The sequence below is a fragment of the Lysobacter sp. HA35 genome (assembly GCF_054061195.1).
In genome coordinates this window covers 3,009,767-3,024,687 of the sequence record NZ_JBSSDY010000001.1, presented here as the reverse complement: position 1 = coordinate 3,024,687, position 14,921 = coordinate 3,009,767, and the positions used below count along the sequence as shown (strand labels likewise).

Sequence of the window (14,921 nt, the reverse complement as noted above, 5' to 3'; positions counted from 1 at the left end):
ATGGCCCGATCAACCACTCCGGGCCCGTATCCAGGCTCATGCCTGTTCGGCCTGCGCATGTCGCAACGTGCGCTTGCCCATGTACGGCACGGCGAAGAGATAGAGACCCGACACCAACTGCAGAAACAACGGCGGCAGCGGCGCATACGTGATGAGCGCCGGTGGCTCGCCCGCTGCCACCGCGCGGTATACGAAGTTCAGCGCAACCGTCGCAGTGAAAACGATCGATAGCCAGCGATGGCTCTTTCGCGCGAGCGATGCCAGGCGCATCGAAAAGCCCGTTTCGATGTTCGGATGCTGATTCATGGCGACTCCTTGAAGTAGGCGTTCTTTGTAGCAACGCCGGATCGCCCGTTCTTCTCCGAAACTGCGGTGTTCTCAGACGCAACCGGGTCTTTCAAACACTCGTAATGCCCGTGTCGATGTTCAGGCCGCGCCGTTTCCGCGTGTCGTGCGAAACAACACGGCTTCGAATGCCAAGAAAGCGGCGACGACCGCAACTGCGCCAGGTACGCCAGCGACGTCGCGTCCAACGCGCGCGGCGACGTACAGCAGCATGAGCAGGGCGAGGAACATGCCGGGCGCACCCAAGCCTCGAAGCGCCGCGCTGCGGTGGTACCCGATCCAGAACGCGAGCCGTGCCGCAATCCAGACCACGACCGTCGCCAGGACCGCACGCATCGCGTCACCGCCGTCGCTGTAGTACGCCAGCCCGAACAATCCGGCGGTGAACACGGCAAGCTGCTCCAGCGTGTTCTGCAAGTAGCGCTGATTCACCTGCAGGCGCCGCGTCTGCACACCCGCGAGTGGGTCGAAGGCGGCTGACTGCAATCGTTCGTGGGCTACGGCTTCGATGCCTGTGACCAGGCAGAACAGCACTGCGAGACACCAGCCCTTGAAGGCGAAGAGCAGCCGCGCCTGCACCGAGTCCATGCCTGCAATCACGGGCGCGCCCCACCGCACCGCCGACCACATAAGCGCGGCCACCACCATCCCAGCGCCGATCGCGCGGATGCCCGCGCGGCGTTGCGCTCGCCAGTCGGCTCCAGCTGTCGTCACTTCAGGAACGGGAGTGCGCGTCTGCATGAGACAAGCATAGCCCTCGGCCATCGACGAGCCGTGCACGGTCGTTGCCAACCGTCGGCGGGCGCGCATCCGCCCAGTTCGCGTACACAACCCGCCTTCGATCATCGACTGCGGCGAACGAACCGACGCCTTACCGGGCAGCGACCCGCGCCGGGGTCAGCCAACACGTGGCCCGGGCCACTCGGCCCGCGCGAGCGGATCCTCGATCGTCATACCAGTGCCCTCCGTCGCGCGCACTGGCACCGATGTCACGTCGAACCCATCGAGGCACAACACGTTGACGCCAAAATGGTCCGGCGCGGCGCGTTTGCGGTGGAACACTTAGACGCCGCATCGGTCGCAGAAGTAATGCTTCGCGCGGCGCGTGTTCCATTGTTAGAGCGTGAGCCGTTCTTCGCCGGCGGTAATCGCCAGCGCGGCTTCCGGCACCTTCCCCATCAATGCGCCGCGCTTGTTGCACAGCGAGCAGTCGCAGGTTGTGAGTTCGGTGATGTCCGCGTCGATGTAGAAACGCACTTCGCCGCAGTGGCACGTGCCGTCGCGGCGGGTCATAGCGTGACTCTGCCTTCGAGGTAGAACACGCAGCTGCCTTCGAGTTCAACGCGATCGCCGGCTACGCGACAGACGATCTCGCCGCCGCGTCGCGAGGCCTGCCAAGCGCGGAACTCGTGCTTACCGAGTCGCGCCGCCCAGAACGGCGCGAGGCCGCAGTGCGCGCCGCCGGTGACCGGGTCTTCCCGCACGCCCTTGCGCGGTGCGAAGTAGCGACTGGTGAAGTCGTACGGCGCGTCGCCCTGCGCAGTGACGACCACGCCGCTGCGGTCCAGCGCGATCAATGCGGCGATGTCCGACACCAGGTCACGCACACGTTGCGCGCTGTCGAGCAGCACGAGGTAGTTGAAGGGATCGGCATGCACTTCCATCGGCTCGACGCCCAGTGCGTCCACCAGACCCGTCGGTATGTCGACCGGCACCGCATGGCGCGCGGGGAAGTCCATTCGATAGCCGGCCGCACTGCGCACCACGTTCAACGCGCCGCTCGCGGTGTGGAAGGTGACCGCGTCACGGCCGCGCTCCAGCCGTTCCATCACCACCGCCGCGCTCGCGAGCGTCGCGTGCCCGCACAGCGGCACTTCGACGGTCGGCGTGAACCAGCGCAGGCGGTAGTCGTCGCCATGCGGCACGAGGAACGCGGTTTCCGAAAGGTTGTTCTCGGCGGCAATCGCCTGCATCGACATGTCGTCGAGGAAGTCGTCCAGCAGCATGACCGCCGCGGGATTGCCGGACAGGCGCTGCGTCGTGAATGCGTCGAGTTGGTAGAAGGGGATTTGCATGGACGCCTCGGCGAGTAGCGCGCGGAATCATGACATCCGCGTTTGCGGTCGGCAGGTTGGCCAAACGTCGCGGTCCCGGCGGACATGGAACGCGACCCGATTTTCGCAGGCCCGGCCGGCGACGAAAGGCACGGTGCGCGCGAGGCGCCGTGCTCTACTTCCGGTCGGCCGACGCGACGTCGGCGTTGGGGAGATCGCAATGCTCTACGTGCTGCTTGCGGCCGCCGCCGCCATCGCTCCGCCGCCACAGGTGCCGGTCGTGTCGTTCAACCACTCGGGGGCTGATCGAGCGGTATTGCGCGTCGTCCGCCACCGATAAGCCTGACGATGCGGTGCTGGCCGAGATCGATGCGCGGCTGGGCGAGTTCCGGCAGGCGTGGGCGGCATCCGGCCCGAGCCTGATGGTCGCGAACGTCGAACTGACGGGTCAGCCGTATCGATTCCACGAGACGATGGCGACCCTGCACGGTTGCCGCGACATGCCGTCGTACTCCGCGCCACTGCTGATCTCGGTCGCGCAGTTCACACGTGCGGCGGCGTCGCTGCCCGCGGTCGGCGTCAAAGGTCTGCAACGCAATGGCACCGGTGCCGGCGGCGCCGTGGCCGGCGTGGTCGGGCCGATGTCCGGCTTCAACTACCTCGTCTGGCACGAAAGCACGCATCGCTACATCAACGACATCATCGACGCGAAACCGGGTGCTACGACGCCGTTATTGCGCAAGTACGCGGCCGAGGACGGCGTAACGCTTTCGCACGTGCATCTGTTCGCGCTGGAGAAGCTCGTATATCGCCGGCTCGGACTGGAGAGCGAGTACGACGCGCGCGTCGTGCGAGTGAAGGCGCGCGCATTCAAGAGCGCGGTGCGTGCACTGGAGATCGTCGATGCCGAAACGCCCGAAGCATTCGTCGCCGAATTGAAGACCGCGCCCTGAGGCTGCACCGAGGCCCAGCCCCTCAACGTGGCGAATGCAATTGACTGCTTTCGCGAGGGCATCAGCCGCTCAGGCCCACATCGCCAACGCACACGACCGCAGCCATGCATCGGCACCGAAGATGCTCGCGGTCGCGATCAGTTCGTCGAACCAATGACGTTCGACGAACGCGCGAATGCGACTTGGCCCATTCGTACGCGCTGTAGCGTCGTAAGCCGCAACCACGTTCCAACCCCCAACCAACTCCGACAGCGTCGCGCCCACTCGACGCGCCGCACGGCCGTGCCCGCTTGCAGCGAAACCACGCGCCTGCCGCTTGCCGCACATCACTGCAGAGCTCCCTCGCCGCCGAGCGGTCGGTCGGCGCGTCGCGTTGGGGGCAACACTGCGTGTAGCGCTGGATTCGCTCGTTCGCCGCAAATGGAGATGCACGATGAAGCCGAACACACCCGCATTGCCCGCGCCGCCGCTGCGCATCCTCGTGATCGCCACGTGCACGTTGCTTGGGCTCGCCGCCATCAACGGTTGCACGCCCGCGCCGACGCGCTCGGCCGATACACCGGGCTCGACCGCGTGGGGTGCGATCGCCATCGGCAACGGACAGCTGCTTCCCGGTACTGACCGCGATAAGGACGGCGTGCCCGACGATCGCGAACGCGAGCTCGGCAGCAACCCGGAACAGGCGGACACGGACCAAGACGGTTATGCCGACGGCGTAGAAGATCGCCTGGCCGAGTTCGGTTTCGATCCGACGAAGCCCGACACCGATCGCGACCACGACGGCCTCACCGACGCGCGCGAAGCGGAGCTGGGCACCGATTCCGCATCCGCCGACACCGATGGCGACGGCTGGAGCGATTTCGATGAAGTCATCAATGCCTACTTCGGCTTCGATCCGCGCGAGAAAACCGTCGATGCGGATTTCGACGGGCTCGGCGATTCGCTAGAAAAACGCCTCGGCTCGTCTCCACGCAAGGTCGACAGTAACGGCGATGGCATCAGCGACTTCCAGGCCTACTCGGCGGACCAGTCACCCGTCGGCAAGCCGCTGAAAGGCCCGCTCGCCGACCTGATGGGCACGACCTACAGCCCGGCGATGGGGGAGGCGCTGCTTCGCATCCGCAAGGGCGCTGACTTCCCCGCCACGCTGGCGAAGCAGTTGCCGTATCCCGATGTCACCGCGCCGCTGGTGACGGCGACCACGCCGCGCATCCGGCCCTCCGCCGCGTTGATGCAGCGTGCGCTGTACAACCCGCACAACTCGCCCGGTATCTACAAGACCTACACCGAGATCGAGCAGGAGCTTTCCAAACTCGCGACGGCGTATCCGTCGCTGGTGCGGCTGTTCCACTGGACCGGGCAGACCATCGACAGCTGCGACGGCAAACGACGTGTCGGGCGCACGATCTACGCGGTCAAGGTGTCGAAAAATCCACAACAGAACGATCCCGAGCCCGAAGTCGCGTTTCTCGGCGTGCACCATGCGCGCGAGCTGATCACCGCCTACCAGACGATGCGCCTGCTGCACGCGTTGACCGACGGCTACGGCAGCAACAGCACGATCACCAAGCTGGTGGACTCGCGCGAGATCTGGGTGATCCCGGTGGTCAACCCCAACGGCTACGACCGCGCGGTCGCCAACCAGGTCGACTGGCGCAAGAACACGCGCCTGATCGAGGGGCAGAAGCGCTGCGGCATCGACCTCAACCGCAACTACGCTTTCGGACATCCGTCGACGTTCACGCAGGCACAGCGCATGTCGCTACCTGACATGGGCATGAGCGGCGTCGATGCCGCCGGCAACCTGGTACCCGACAACGACACCTACCCCGGCCCCTCACCGTTCTCCGAAGTGGAAACGCAGGCCGTGCGTGGCCTCGCGCACAACCAGTTCCTGACGCGCAACAAGCGCGAGGTCGACGGCCTGGCCTGCATGCTGTCGTGGCACAGCTACGGCGGCGTGGTCGGGCACCCGATGGGCCACGTCGCGGTGCCGCCCTCGACCAACCTCAACCCGCCCGACGTCGCGCCGTTCGACAAACTGACCAAGGCGATGGCCACCGCCGCCAGCTACACCGACGTGCAGGACGATTACGCCACGGTCGGCGTCGTCGACGGCTGCGCAACACCGCATTACATGGTCTACGGCGATTCCAACGACTGGTTCTACAAGGACGGCCACACGTTCGGCACGCTGATCGAGGAGTTCTCGTCACCGGAGCGCGGCAGTTGCCCCGTCGGGCCGATCCAGAACGACTTCAACCCGCAGACCGCGGCCCTGCGCGACGCAGTAGCCGACACCGGCGTCAAGGCCGCGATCGCGATGTTGAAGACTTGCCCGCCGTGATGTGATCGGGTGCGGTGTCACTAAAGCAAAAGGCCCCGTTCCTCCGGGGCCTTTTGTTTAGTGCGTGGACATTGCGATGCAGACGTCTTCGGCGTCGGTGCCGCGTCCATGCCGGACGTGAGGCTAGTCGGCACTTCACCGACCGGCAAGAACACGACGCTTGCTTCAACGGGCCGGGGCCGCCGGACGCGGCCGCTCGTCGGTAACGTTCGCGCATCACGACGAAGTGGAAGATGGAACTCGCCCTTATCGCACCTGGCCACGTCTAGCCGCGACCGCATGCAGTTCCCGTTTCCTGGCGACGTCTACAACACAGATGCGCGCATCGGAGCGGCATGGCGTTGCTGATGTTCTGCGATTGACGCGTGTTGCTGTTGCAAACCCGCCGCTTCGTTGCTGCTTGCGGCCAAGGATCTCTGGACCGCAGCGCGCGTTTCTATGCTGCCGGTTGTCGAGTTGAACAGCGGAATATCGCCTGCGGCGGCAAATTGCACTCCCCCGCGCAAACCGACCGTTGGAACCGATTTCGACGCGATCAATGTGCGTGAGGCCAGCCCGCGCGGCCTCGGCGGCCACGACACCGGCCAACGCGATGGAGTGACGTCCTGTCGCCGTGCCCCGCTCCCGCTCAGCCGCCAGGACGGCGGTGATCGACTGTTGGAAAAGGTCGTGTGCCGGGTGCGTTGAGCTGGCCATGGTCAGGTCGGCCGCCTGCAGCGATGCACGGGAGGCAGGATCAAGTTGGCCCGTCACGCGCAGCCCCTGATCGCGCTGGAATTGGGAAAGGGCATGGTGCGTGTTTCGACCCGGGCGTCCATCGATGTCGAGCGCGCGACCATCGGCACCGGTGTAGCCGAGATGCGATAGCGCGATCTGCGCGTGCATCAGCGCATTGTCATGCGCGTGCGGCAGATGCTGCGGAGCACCGTGTGGCCCATGGGTCGACGGATGCGTCTTGGGAGTGTGCGCGTCCGGCACATGCGTCGGCTCTTGCCCACGCGCGTGCGGCGCTAGTGCCGCCGCGTCAGCGAGCTTTACGAGGTCCTCGCGCTCGGCGTGCGCGCGCCGGAGTAGGCCGTTCCACAGCGTCGGCGATTTCGAAAAGATCTCCGCGTTATGGCGAATCTTGTAGTCCTGAACCGCTTCTACGATTTGCCGATCGGACAGTGTCTGGACATCCACCTGCGGCCCGAACGCCTCCTTCAATCCGCGTTCGACGACTCGCGGGGTGAGCGCCCGCATCTGGACCGCCGTGCTCCAGATGCAATCCTGCACGGCGGGTCCGCGCTGGGAGAGATCGACGCCATGGGCCTGCAAGCGATGCATCTGATCGCCGTAGTGGCTTCGACCGATGAACCGGTGTTGGTCGGCCCCAAAATTCGGGTCGGTACGCGCGACCTCGCGCCACTTGTTGTCGAACGGTGGCGACCCAGGCACCAGTCCAGCGAATTTTTCGCGGTAGGGAGACTGGTCTAGATATTCGCGCAGCGTGCCGGCACGACTTGAAAGCTGATACTCGCCGTACGATGCCCCTCCGTGATCTCCCGGCACATGCGCGATGGTCCCTGCGCCGCCGCCGGACGATTCATAGCGAGCGGATGTTTGGCCAAGATGCCAACCGCGCATCAACTTTTCAGCGTCGTCCTTGTTCATAGGTCATTCCCTGACAGAGTGTGGCCGCACTACCGGCTAAGTTCGTCCGCTCGCGCCGCAATGGCTTCGAGTTCACAGGCGTTCGCTTCGATTCGCTGACCTTGGCCTTCTTCGGCGCCATTCCAAGTACACCGCGCGTCGATGGCTTTTCGCCATGCATCTTGCGCGTCGCTGGTTGCCATGGCATCAGCGGCATCCGCGCCGTGAAGCTTCCGCTCTAGCGCGGACTTCAAGCGCTGTTCCTGATAGGTGAATTCGGTGCCGATGCACGCTTGCGTGTCCGGCACTACGCCGGCGGCGTCATCCACACATTTCTGGTACTGCGGGCGCAGCCCCAGCACGGCTGTTGACTCCCGCGACGGCGCCGGCTCGACGGTGGCTCGCGGAGCCTCTGACGAGACAGGTGCCGCCGGAGGCTGGCGGTCGGGCGGCGTGGCGGCGTTGCAGCCTGCGAGCATCGCGAGGCCAAGAAAAAATAGCGTGCGCTTCATGAAGGCGTTCCGAGTGGCTAAGCAGTGCCAGTCGGCGAGTCCACGGAATCGTCCTCATCCGTCGCGGCGCCATCCTGGTGCGGACCTCCAGTATCGCCACCGCCGGTTAACTCGGCAATCCGAGCGCGCTCATCAGCCGCGGAGACGATTGGATGGCGTGCCCCGGCAGCCCGCCTCTGCCGTCAGGACGTCAGCCCCCTCAACGCCTCCATCGCCAACGCATACGACCGCAGCCGTGCATCGGTGTCATGGATGTTCGCGGTCACGATCAGTTCGTCGGGTTGATGGCGTTCGACGAACGCGTTCACCCACGCGGCGACCGTAGCGGGTGAACCGACAGCCGAGCATGCGAGCGCCTGCGCGATGCCGGCCTTCTCCATTGGGCTGCAGAACGTGTCGAGTTCTTCGGCCGATGCCAGCGGCGGTGGCACGAGGCCCGGTCGTCCGCGACGCAGGTTCACGAACGCCTGCTGCTGCGTGGTGAACAGGCGTCGCGCTTCTGCGTCGGTATCGGCGCAGACGATGTTGATCGCCAGCATCACGTGCGGCGATGCGAGCGTTGCCGATGGCTCGAAGCGCGCGCGGTAGACGTGCAACGCGTCCTCAAGCGCGGCGGGCGCGAAGTGCGAGGCGAAGGCGTAGCGCAGGCCGAGGCGTGCCGCGAGCTGCGCGCCGAACAGGCTCGACCCGAGGATCCACGGCTCGACCTCCACGCCGCTTCCGGGCACCGCCTGCACGAGCTGCCCCGGCTGCACCGGCTCGAAGTAGCCCAGCAACTCCGCGACGTCGGTCGGGAACTCGTCCGCACCCGCGTAATAGCGGCGCAGCGCGCGCGTCGCCGGCTGGTCCGTGCCCGGCGCGCGCCCCAGGCCGAGATCGATGCGGCCCGGGTAGAGCGTCGCAAGCGTGCCGAACTGCTCGGCGACCTGCAGCGGCGCATGGTTCGGCAGCATCACGCCGCCCGCGCCCACGCGGATCGTCGACGTCGCGCCCGCCACGTGCCCGATCAGCACCGCGGTGGCCGCGCTGGCGATCCCCGGCATGTTGTGGTGTTCGGCGAGCCAGTAGCGGCGGTACCCGAGCTGCTCGGCATGTCGCGCCAGATCGCGCATGTGCGCGAACGCCTGCGCGACGTCGCGACCCTCCCCCACGGGCGCCAGGTCGAGAACGGAAAGAGGAATCATGGACGCTCGATGAGGTGACCTGCGGACAGTGTCCACATGCGGGCGGAGGCTTGGGTCAACGGCTGTGGATTGGTGCGTTTGAACCGGTCGCGGCCGAAACATCTGGGGCCACGGTTCGGGCAGACCGCTCAGGCAGAATGCGGGCGATGCATAGCAACGATCTGCGCGACGGACGACACGGCAAACATGGACCGAAGCGGTGGGGATGGGCTCTAGGACTGACGCTCCTCGCGCTTGGCGCTGCAGCGTCGGCATACGTCTGGCGGGGCCACCTTTGGTGCCTCGCGCACACGGAATGCAATCCGTTGATGGAGCTCCCGGCCGAACAGGCATGGCAGGTTCCTACCAACCCTATTGAAAGGGCTGCGTACGAGTATTCGTACGCGCTGGCTCTGCCTGCAGGAATGCCGAGACCGGCGCCGTTCGATTTTCGTGCCGCCCGCCTTGTCGAAGGCTACGGCGGAAAATCAGTCGCACAGCAGTACTTCGAACATCTTTGCGGGACCGAAGATGCGGAGGTGATCGCGAAGGCCGCTGAAGGCGTGGAAGGATTCCAAGTGTTGCGGCCGCGGCCCAACATGGAGCGCTCGCCTTTCAACCGAGACAGGTACGCTGCGGAAGAACCAACCGGTTATGGATGGTTGAGCGACGACAATCAGTTGCGAAAGGAGTTCGGCGGCGGACTTCAGGACTACGTACAGCCTCTCTCAGGCATCTACGCGTTTGTTGAGTACCAGGAACCCGCGAGCAACGCGTATTACCGTGTCGAGCGCAGCCCGGCCCCTGATCCGGAATTCGAGCATGGCATCTCCGGAAATTGGCGTCCCAGTGACGGTGGAATCTTGGAAGTTCCGTACGTCGTTCGGCACACGCACATTGAACGTATCACTGCACGCTATCTGTACACCTGGCGAGGAGTGCGGCGCTTGCGCGATCGCGAATTCGGGATCGCCGGTGGCGAATACCTGATCGTCGACAAGGAAACCGGCAAAGTTCTAGGCGCCAGGCGCACCTTCAACTCGACGTTTGTGCCCGGCAACCCCGGCTATACGAATTGGTACGCCGCGCGTGAGTGCCACCCTCTGCAGGACGTCGAGCCGATGCCGTATTTCGTGCGCCGCGTTTTGCATCCGGCAATCGGGATCAACGACACCTATTTGCCTGCGGCCTACAGAGACGAGTACAGGGACTCGCTAAAGGAAAAGGAGAAAGCTGGGACCGCACGCTGAAGGAGGGCACGAGGTACCTAGCCGTTCAAACCGAATCTGGCCCACTGCCGAGTTGCCCCTCCACTTACAGCGCGTAGGGAGGAAATGGAACCTGACCCCATTTCTCCTGAGTCTGACCCCTGCTAGCAGTCGAAGACCCATCTTTCGTCGGCGTATCAACTACGTGCGTTCCCTTTTGGCCCGTGTGTCCTGTCGTACTCGTGCTTGTTCAACATCGCTTCGATGTCTGCGGTGTCCTGCTTGAACGATCCGACGAGATTCGTCGCCAGGCCGCTACGGCGGCGCTCGTGGATGATGTTGGCGGGGATCCGCCCTTCGCTGTCTTTCTTCTGCGTATCCGCTCCATTCTTCAGAAGCCACGCAACCAACGGCTTATCGCAGTTCCTGACCGCCTGGTGCAAAGCCGTCCCGTAGCGCTTCGGCTCGCCAATGGTTGCGTTGATGTCCTCACCCGCAGCAAGGAACATGTCGCCCAGCTCCTGCCAGCCCGGTAGATCGCTGCGCAGTGCGCGGATGCGCGACCAGCCCTGCCACTGTTCCGCGCTGTCGGTGGTTCTCACCTTCAAGCCTGACTCGAGCAAGGCTCGAACGGTGCCTACCCGGTCCTTGGCGCGCCCGTCATTGGCCGTCATGCGGACGAAGCACGTCTGACCATCGCGGTCGGCCGCCTCGATATCGGCGCCGTGCTGTGCCAGCACGCGCACCATGGCTCCCGAATGGGCGAGAGGGATGACCGCAGGCAAGTACGCGAACCCGCCTTCCTTCGACGACCAGAGCTCGCTCGCCAGAATCCGCGTGACGAGCTCCACGTCGTTGCGCTCCACGGCCTTCAGCAGGATCGTCGTGTGCGCCCTACCCCACACGTTCGGGTCACCCTTCTCGAGAAGGGGAGGCCAGGGCGTCGGCACGGATTCGCGACGCTTCGGAACTTCGTTGTCTCTGGTACTCATTGGTTTCGTGCCTCTGTGAACTCGTTACTGCATCTATTTGCGGAAAGTCCACTCTGACCGCTGCTTCGGTACCCACGATGGAAATGGAACCTGACCCCATTTCCTCCTGTCTGCGTCGTGGACGTCAGCCGATGGAACGCCGACCTCCACCAAGGCCACTCGTTCCATCCATGACGTCAATAACGTCATCTGTCAGGTTCCGAACGTCATTCACGGCGCCCGATGCGTCACGCGTGACGTCGGCGACCTCAGGCTCGACGTCGGCGACGTCATCGCTGACGTTCCTGACCTCACAGGAAGCGCTCATCACCTCGTGGATGAGGTAGGCGACGTCGCGCAAGGCGCGTGGGACACCAACCACGACGCTTCAGACATCGCGCGCGGGGTCGAAGACGCCATCAATGACGTGGCACCAGGTCGTGAGCCGGAATCCGCGGCTTCAGCGCGACCGGGATGGAACCTGACCCCTATTCCGGAGCAGAACCATGTGGAAGCAGCAGACAGTCATGTGCGCCTACCCTGCCTCATTTCGCAGGAATCTCAGCCATTGATTCCGCCCTCGGACAGGCTACTCAGCACAGGCGGATCAAAACGCCGCAGAGAAGTGATGTAGAGTGATGCACCTAATTCAGGTTCCGAACTATGCCTGCAAGGAGAGGACGCAAACCCGCTGGCAAGCCCCGTGCGGTACGCATTACGGCGAGTCTTCCGCCCGATGTTTGCGCAACACTGCGGGGCATCGCGAAACAGAAGAAAGTTTCGGTCGCTTGGGTCATTCGGGATGCGGCCGAAAAATATGTCGCCGATCGATGGCCGTTGCTCGGTAGCGAACTGCCATGAACTTCATAGAGAACGAGTCCGCCCAGAAGTTGCGGGGTGGCTACTACACGCCAGACGATTTGGCCGCATTTCTGTGCAAATGGGTTTTGGAAATAGATCCAAAACGGATCTTGGAGCCTAGTTGTGGCGACGGCGTGTTCCTTGGTGCGCTGCGAAAAGCAGGAGCTCCTGAAAGCTTGGCGGTCACCGCTATTGAACTTGACGACGTTGAGGCGTCAAAGGCTAAGCGACGTGCTGAGCAAGTCGGTCTGCGGGCCAGCAAGATCCATTCGACTGACTTCTTGACGTGGTCGCTGGAAATGACCGGCAAGGAGGAGGGTACCTTCGACGCCGTGGTTGGCAATCCGCCTTTCGTGCGTTATCAGTATTTGCCGCAGCCGTTCCAGCAGAAAGCGGAACAGGTTTTCCGTAACTTGAGTCTGCCATTCACTAAGCACACGAACGCTTGGGTGCCTTTCATCCTAGCCAGCATGCGGATGTTGCGGCCCGGCGGTCGGTTGGCCATGGTAGTGCCGGCGGAGATCATCCATGTGATGCATGCGCAATCATTGCGCTCGTATTTGGGCGAGGAGTGCAGCCGCCTCGTTATTGTCGATCCCGAGAAGCTTTGGTTCGACGGAACTTTGCAAGGTGCCGTCCTACTGATGGCCGAGAAGCGGAAGGATGGGAAAGCCGAAGGCCTAGGGATCTACGAGGTCACGGACCGAGAATTCCTTCGCGTCGGGCCTTCCGCGGTCTTCGCGACCCCGCAATCTATCAATGGCAAGACGGTTGCTGGCAAGTGGACTCGTGCCTTGCTAGACAAGGGGACTCGCGACCTGTTCGACGAGTTGGCTGAACATCACGAAGTCCACCGCTTCTCTGATGTCGCAGATGTAAAGGTCGGCATAGTGACCGGTGCCAACAAGTTTTTCTTGGTCACCGACGACGTTGTGGCGGCGCACGGCCTTGAGCGTTGGGCCCACCCAATGTTCGGGCGCAGCGAGCATTGCCCAGGCGTTATCTATGACAAGCAGCAGCACCAGACCAACGCCGAGGTGGGCAAGCCGACCAACTTCCTGTGGTTTCCCGACGAGGAGCCGCTGCGCTATAAGAAATCGCGGAGCTACATCGAAGCGGGCGAGGAGGAAGCGCTTCACACGCGCTTCAAGTGCCGCATCCGCTCTCCTTGGTTCGCCGTTCCTTCGGTCTATTCGACCGAGATCGGCATGCTCAAGCGCTCTCACGACCTGCCGCGCCTGATCCTCAACAAGGTAGGCGCGTACACCACCGACACTGCCTATCGTATCCGTACGTTAAATGGCACGCCCGCCAACAAGCTCGTTTCGTGTTTCATAAACAGCCTGACAGCGCTCAGTGCCGAACTAGAAGGGAGGCACTACGGCGGGGGTGTGCTGGAATTAGTGCCGAGCGAAATCGAAAAGCTGCTGATCCCGCTGCCGAGCAAGGTCACAATCAGCATCAAGAATCTAGACACGAATGTGCGGACTGAGTCGGCCGACGTCGTGCTTCGGGCCAACTCCCGTGACGTTTTGGGCGGGCTGGGGCTTTCCATTGCTAAACAAGACATCGTCTTAAATGGGTGGAAGCGGCTCCGGAACAGGCGGCATCGGACTTCCAGCGAAGTGCTGAGCCAAAGCGTCTAGTCGAGTTCCAGCACGAACCGTTTAGGGTTGGCCTTATCCCGGTAGAGCGCCAGGTGGCCGCCGATTAACGTTTGGTTGGCCACGTGGTCGCGGGCGAGGCCCCAACTCAGGCGCGTCATGGCGTTGCGCTGTTCATAGCTGCGGGTGTTGATACTCGTGGTATGCGCAATGCGCAAATCGAATGCGCCATAGTCGACGCCTCGCACCACAAGCTGGAACCTCGCGAAGGCCTCATCGACCGTAGACGAGCTAGACGACCAGTTCAACGCGTCGAATACCTCATCACGGAAGTAGTGGCGGTGATCAACCTGTTCCGGCAACAGGCCTTTGTCTAAATTTATAGACCCGGTTCGGTTCGTATTGCGCCCTTCAACTGGAACATCAAGATCCCGACGCGTTAGCTCTTTGCTCTGCCAGACCAGCTCAAGCTCAACGCCCTCTGTCAGCGCCCGCTCTTCGTCCGGCTTACTCGAAGCAACTTGGGCCTTCGCTGCTGGCTTGGTCGTCGGTTTAGCCGCCGGCTTGGCCACCGCCTTTTTGGCGGCACGCTTAGCCGCAGATATCGAGCTGAAGATCGGCGAGACTTCTAGCTTGATGCGGGGAGTAGTGTCGTTGGACGGAGACGTTCCGGAACTAGATGGCCGGGGAGGCGACGCAGCCATCTCGTCGAGCAGCAAGCCGGTCTTATACTGCGCATCGAGCTGGGCCGCCGTCGTGATCCGAGTGATGTTGTTGGGATGCGCAGCTTGGGCTGCGTCGAAACTTGCTTCAATGCTTTCAACAAGAGTGCGATCAGCCTCGTTACTGAGGTTGCACTCAACCACGATGCCGGCCTCGATGTTGTTATTCAGTCCTCCCGGAGTCAGATTCGCGCTGCCCACGATCATTCTCGCGTGCTGCGCACCGCGTACTAGGTAGATCTTGGGGTGAAAGATCACGCGTCGCGTTCCCGTGTCAACGGTGTACAACGTCACGCCTGAATCGAAAAGACGCTTCGCGCCCTGTACGGTCGTAATGTCGTTGCGAATGCCAACGAACGCCGTCGTCTTTTCTTTATGCGCTCGCAGCCTCTCTTCCAGCAGCTCCACACCGCCGAGATTCGCAAACGCCACGCTGACAATGACGCGCTGAACGTCCTCCACGTTGAAGAGGTCGCCGATTGCCGCTTTATACGTGTGGGCAGTGAAGCCCTGAAGGATGAAGCGCTTGTTCGCCATGTTTACTCACCA

General features: G+C 63.3%; 15 protein-coding genes. 5 read left to right on the top strand and 10 right to left on the bottom strand.

The window, feature by feature from the left end:
- Positions 1–36: 36 nt before the first annotated feature.
- From ACVWZN_RS14740 to ACVWZN_RS14725, 4 genes are all read right to left on the bottom strand, one after another.
- Positions 37–306: a hypothetical protein gene (locus ACVWZN_RS14740; protein WP_456954463.1), complete on the bottom strand. Its 270-nt coding sequence runs from the start codon at positions 304–306 to the stop codon at positions 37–39.
- A 120-nt stretch (positions 307–426) separates the two neighbouring features.
- Positions 427–1,086: an MAPEG family protein gene (locus ACVWZN_RS14735; protein ID WP_456954462.1), complete on the bottom strand. Its 660-nt coding sequence runs from the start codon at positions 1,084–1,086 to the stop codon at positions 427–429.
- 375 nt (positions 1,087–1,461) lie between these two features.
- Positions 1,462–1,638 carry a GFA family protein gene (locus ACVWZN_RS14730; protein WP_456954461.1) on the bottom strand — a complete coding sequence of 59 codons (177 nt, stop codon included), beginning with the start codon at positions 1,636–1,638 and terminating at the stop codon, positions 1,462–1,464.
- Positions 1,635–2,420 carry a PhzF family phenazine biosynthesis protein gene (locus ACVWZN_RS14725; protein ID WP_456954460.1) on the bottom strand — a complete coding sequence of 262 codons (786 nt, stop codon included), beginning with the start codon at positions 2,418–2,420 and terminating at the stop codon, positions 1,635–1,637. Before ACVWZN_RS14725 ends, ACVWZN_RS14730 begins: the two co-directional genes overlap by 4 nt.
- A 332-nt stretch (positions 2,421–2,752) precedes the next feature.
- Here ACVWZN_RS14725 and ACVWZN_RS14720 point away from each other — a divergent pair, with 332 nt between their 5' ends.
- A complete protein-coding gene (locus tag ACVWZN_RS14720; RefSeq protein WP_456954459.1) occupies positions 2,753–3,352 on the top strand; it encodes a hypothetical protein in 600 nt (199 codons plus the stop codon).
- Between the two features lie 433 nt (positions 3,353–3,785).
- Positions 3,786–5,699 (top strand): M14 family zinc carboxypeptidase, encoded by a 1,914-nt coding sequence (locus ACVWZN_RS14715; RefSeq protein ID WP_456954458.1) that lies wholly within the window; start codon positions 3,786–3,788, stop codon positions 5,697–5,699.
- A 246-nt stretch (positions 5,700–5,945) separates the two neighbouring features.
- On the opposite strand, the gene ACVWZN_RS14710 is transcribed toward ACVWZN_RS14715, so the two are convergent.
- From ACVWZN_RS14710 to ACVWZN_RS14700, 3 genes are all read right to left on the bottom strand, one after another.
- Positions 5,946–7,352, bottom strand: a complete 1,407-nt coding sequence (locus tag ACVWZN_RS14710; protein WP_456954457.1) for a VgrG-related protein — start codon at positions 7,350–7,352, stop codon at positions 5,946–5,948.
- Positions 7,353–7,381: 29 nt separating this feature from the next.
- On the bottom strand, positions 7,382–7,843 hold the full coding sequence (locus ACVWZN_RS14705) for a lysozyme inhibitor LprI family protein (protein ID WP_456954456.1): 462 nt from the start codon (positions 7,841–7,843) through the stop codon (positions 7,382–7,384).
- Between the two features lie 182 nt (positions 7,844–8,025).
- Complete coding sequence (locus tag ACVWZN_RS14700; protein ID WP_456954455.1) at positions 8,026–9,027, bottom strand: LLM class flavin-dependent oxidoreductase; 1,002 nt, start codon at positions 9,025–9,027, stop codon at positions 8,026–8,028.
- A gap of 308 nt (positions 9,028–9,335) precedes the next feature.
- Here ACVWZN_RS14700 and ACVWZN_RS14695 point away from each other — a divergent pair, with 308 nt between their 5' ends.
- On the top strand, positions 9,336–10,256 hold the full coding sequence (locus ACVWZN_RS14695; RefSeq protein WP_456954454.1) for a hypothetical protein: 921 nt from the start codon (positions 9,336–9,338) through the stop codon (positions 10,254–10,256).
- Positions 10,257–10,411: 155 nt separating this feature from the next.
- Here ACVWZN_RS14695 and ACVWZN_RS14690 read toward each other — a convergent pair whose 3' ends face one another.
- Both ACVWZN_RS14690 and ACVWZN_RS14685 read right to left on the bottom strand, forming a co-directional pair.
- On the bottom strand, positions 10,412–11,206 hold the full coding sequence (locus ACVWZN_RS14690; RefSeq protein ID WP_456954453.1) for an ankyrin repeat domain-containing protein: 795 nt from the start codon (positions 11,204–11,206) through the stop codon (positions 10,412–10,414).
- 124 nt (positions 11,207–11,330) lie between these two features.
- Positions 11,331–11,546 (bottom strand): hypothetical protein, encoded by a 216-nt coding sequence (locus ACVWZN_RS14685; protein WP_456954452.1) that lies wholly within the window; start codon positions 11,544–11,546, stop codon positions 11,331–11,333.
- Positions 11,547–11,848: 302 nt separating this feature from the next.
- Here ACVWZN_RS14685 and ACVWZN_RS14680 point away from each other — a divergent pair, with 302 nt between their 5' ends.
- Together ACVWZN_RS14680 and ACVWZN_RS14675 are read left to right on the top strand one after the other, a co-directional pair.
- Positions 11,849–12,046 (top strand): ribbon-helix-helix domain-containing protein, encoded by a 198-nt coding sequence (locus ACVWZN_RS14680; RefSeq protein ID WP_456954451.1) that lies wholly within the window; start codon positions 11,849–11,851, stop codon positions 12,044–12,046.
- On the top strand, positions 12,043–13,692 hold the full coding sequence (locus ACVWZN_RS14675) for an N-6 DNA methylase (RefSeq protein WP_456954450.1): 1,650 nt from the start codon (positions 12,043–12,045) through the stop codon (positions 13,690–13,692). The genes ACVWZN_RS14680 and ACVWZN_RS14675 overlap by 4 nt, the downstream gene beginning before the upstream one ends.
- Here the strand turns inward: ACVWZN_RS14675 and ACVWZN_RS14670 are convergent.
- On the bottom strand, positions 13,689–14,909 hold the full coding sequence (locus ACVWZN_RS14670; RefSeq protein ID WP_456954449.1) for a phospholipase D family protein: 1,221 nt from the start codon (positions 14,907–14,909) through the stop codon (positions 13,689–13,691). The genes ACVWZN_RS14675 and ACVWZN_RS14670 overlap by 4 nt on opposite strands.
- Between the last annotated feature and the right edge of the window lie 12 nt (positions 14,910–14,921).

Excerpts from the sequence above, each read along its gene's own strand:
- ACVWZN_RS14740 (WP_456954463.1), bottom strand. The coding sequence starts at position 306 with ATGAATCAGCATCCGAACATCGAAACGGGCTTTTCGATGCGCCTGGCA.
- ACVWZN_RS14735 (WP_456954462.1), bottom strand. The coding sequence starts at position 1,086 with ATGCAGACGCGCACTCCCGTTCCTGAAGTGACGACAGCTGGAGCCGAC.
- ACVWZN_RS14730 (WP_456954461.1), bottom strand. The coding sequence starts at position 1,638 with ATGACCCGCCGCGACGGCACGTGCCACTGCGGCGAAGTGCGTTTCTAC.
- ACVWZN_RS14725 (WP_456954460.1), bottom strand. The coding sequence starts at position 2,420 with ATGCAAATCCCCTTCTACCAACTCGACGCATTCACGACGCAGCGCCTG.
- ACVWZN_RS14715 (WP_456954458.1), top strand. The coding sequence starts at position 3,786 with ATGAAGCCGAACACACCCGCATTGCCCGCGCCGCCGCTGCGCATCCTC.
- ACVWZN_RS14710 (WP_456954457.1), bottom strand. The coding sequence starts at position 7,352 with ATGAACAAGGACGACGCTGAAAAGTTGATGCGCGGTTGGCATCTTGGC.
- ACVWZN_RS14705 (WP_456954456.1), bottom strand. The coding sequence starts at position 7,843 with ATGAAGCGCACGCTATTTTTTCTTGGCCTCGCGATGCTCGCAGGCTGC.
- ACVWZN_RS14700 (WP_456954455.1), bottom strand. The coding sequence starts at position 9,027 with ATGATTCCTCTTTCCGTTCTCGACCTGGCGCCCGTGGGGGAGGGTCGC.
- ACVWZN_RS14695 (WP_456954454.1), top strand. The coding sequence starts at position 9,336 with ATGGAGCTCCCGGCCGAACAGGCATGGCAGGTTCCTACCAACCCTATT.
- ACVWZN_RS14690 (WP_456954453.1), bottom strand. The coding sequence starts at position 11,206 with ATGAGTACCAGAGACAACGAAGTTCCGAAGCGTCGCGAATCCGTGCCG.
- ACVWZN_RS14680 (WP_456954451.1), top strand. The coding sequence starts at position 11,849 with ATGCCTGCAAGGAGAGGACGCAAACCCGCTGGCAAGCCCCGTGCGGTA.
- ACVWZN_RS14675 (WP_456954450.1), top strand. The coding sequence starts at position 12,043 with ATGAACTTCATAGAGAACGAGTCCGCCCAGAAGTTGCGGGGTGGCTAC.
- ACVWZN_RS14670 (WP_456954449.1), bottom strand. The coding sequence starts at position 14,909 with ATGGCGAACAAGCGCTTCATCCTTCAGGGCTTCACTGCCCACACGTAT.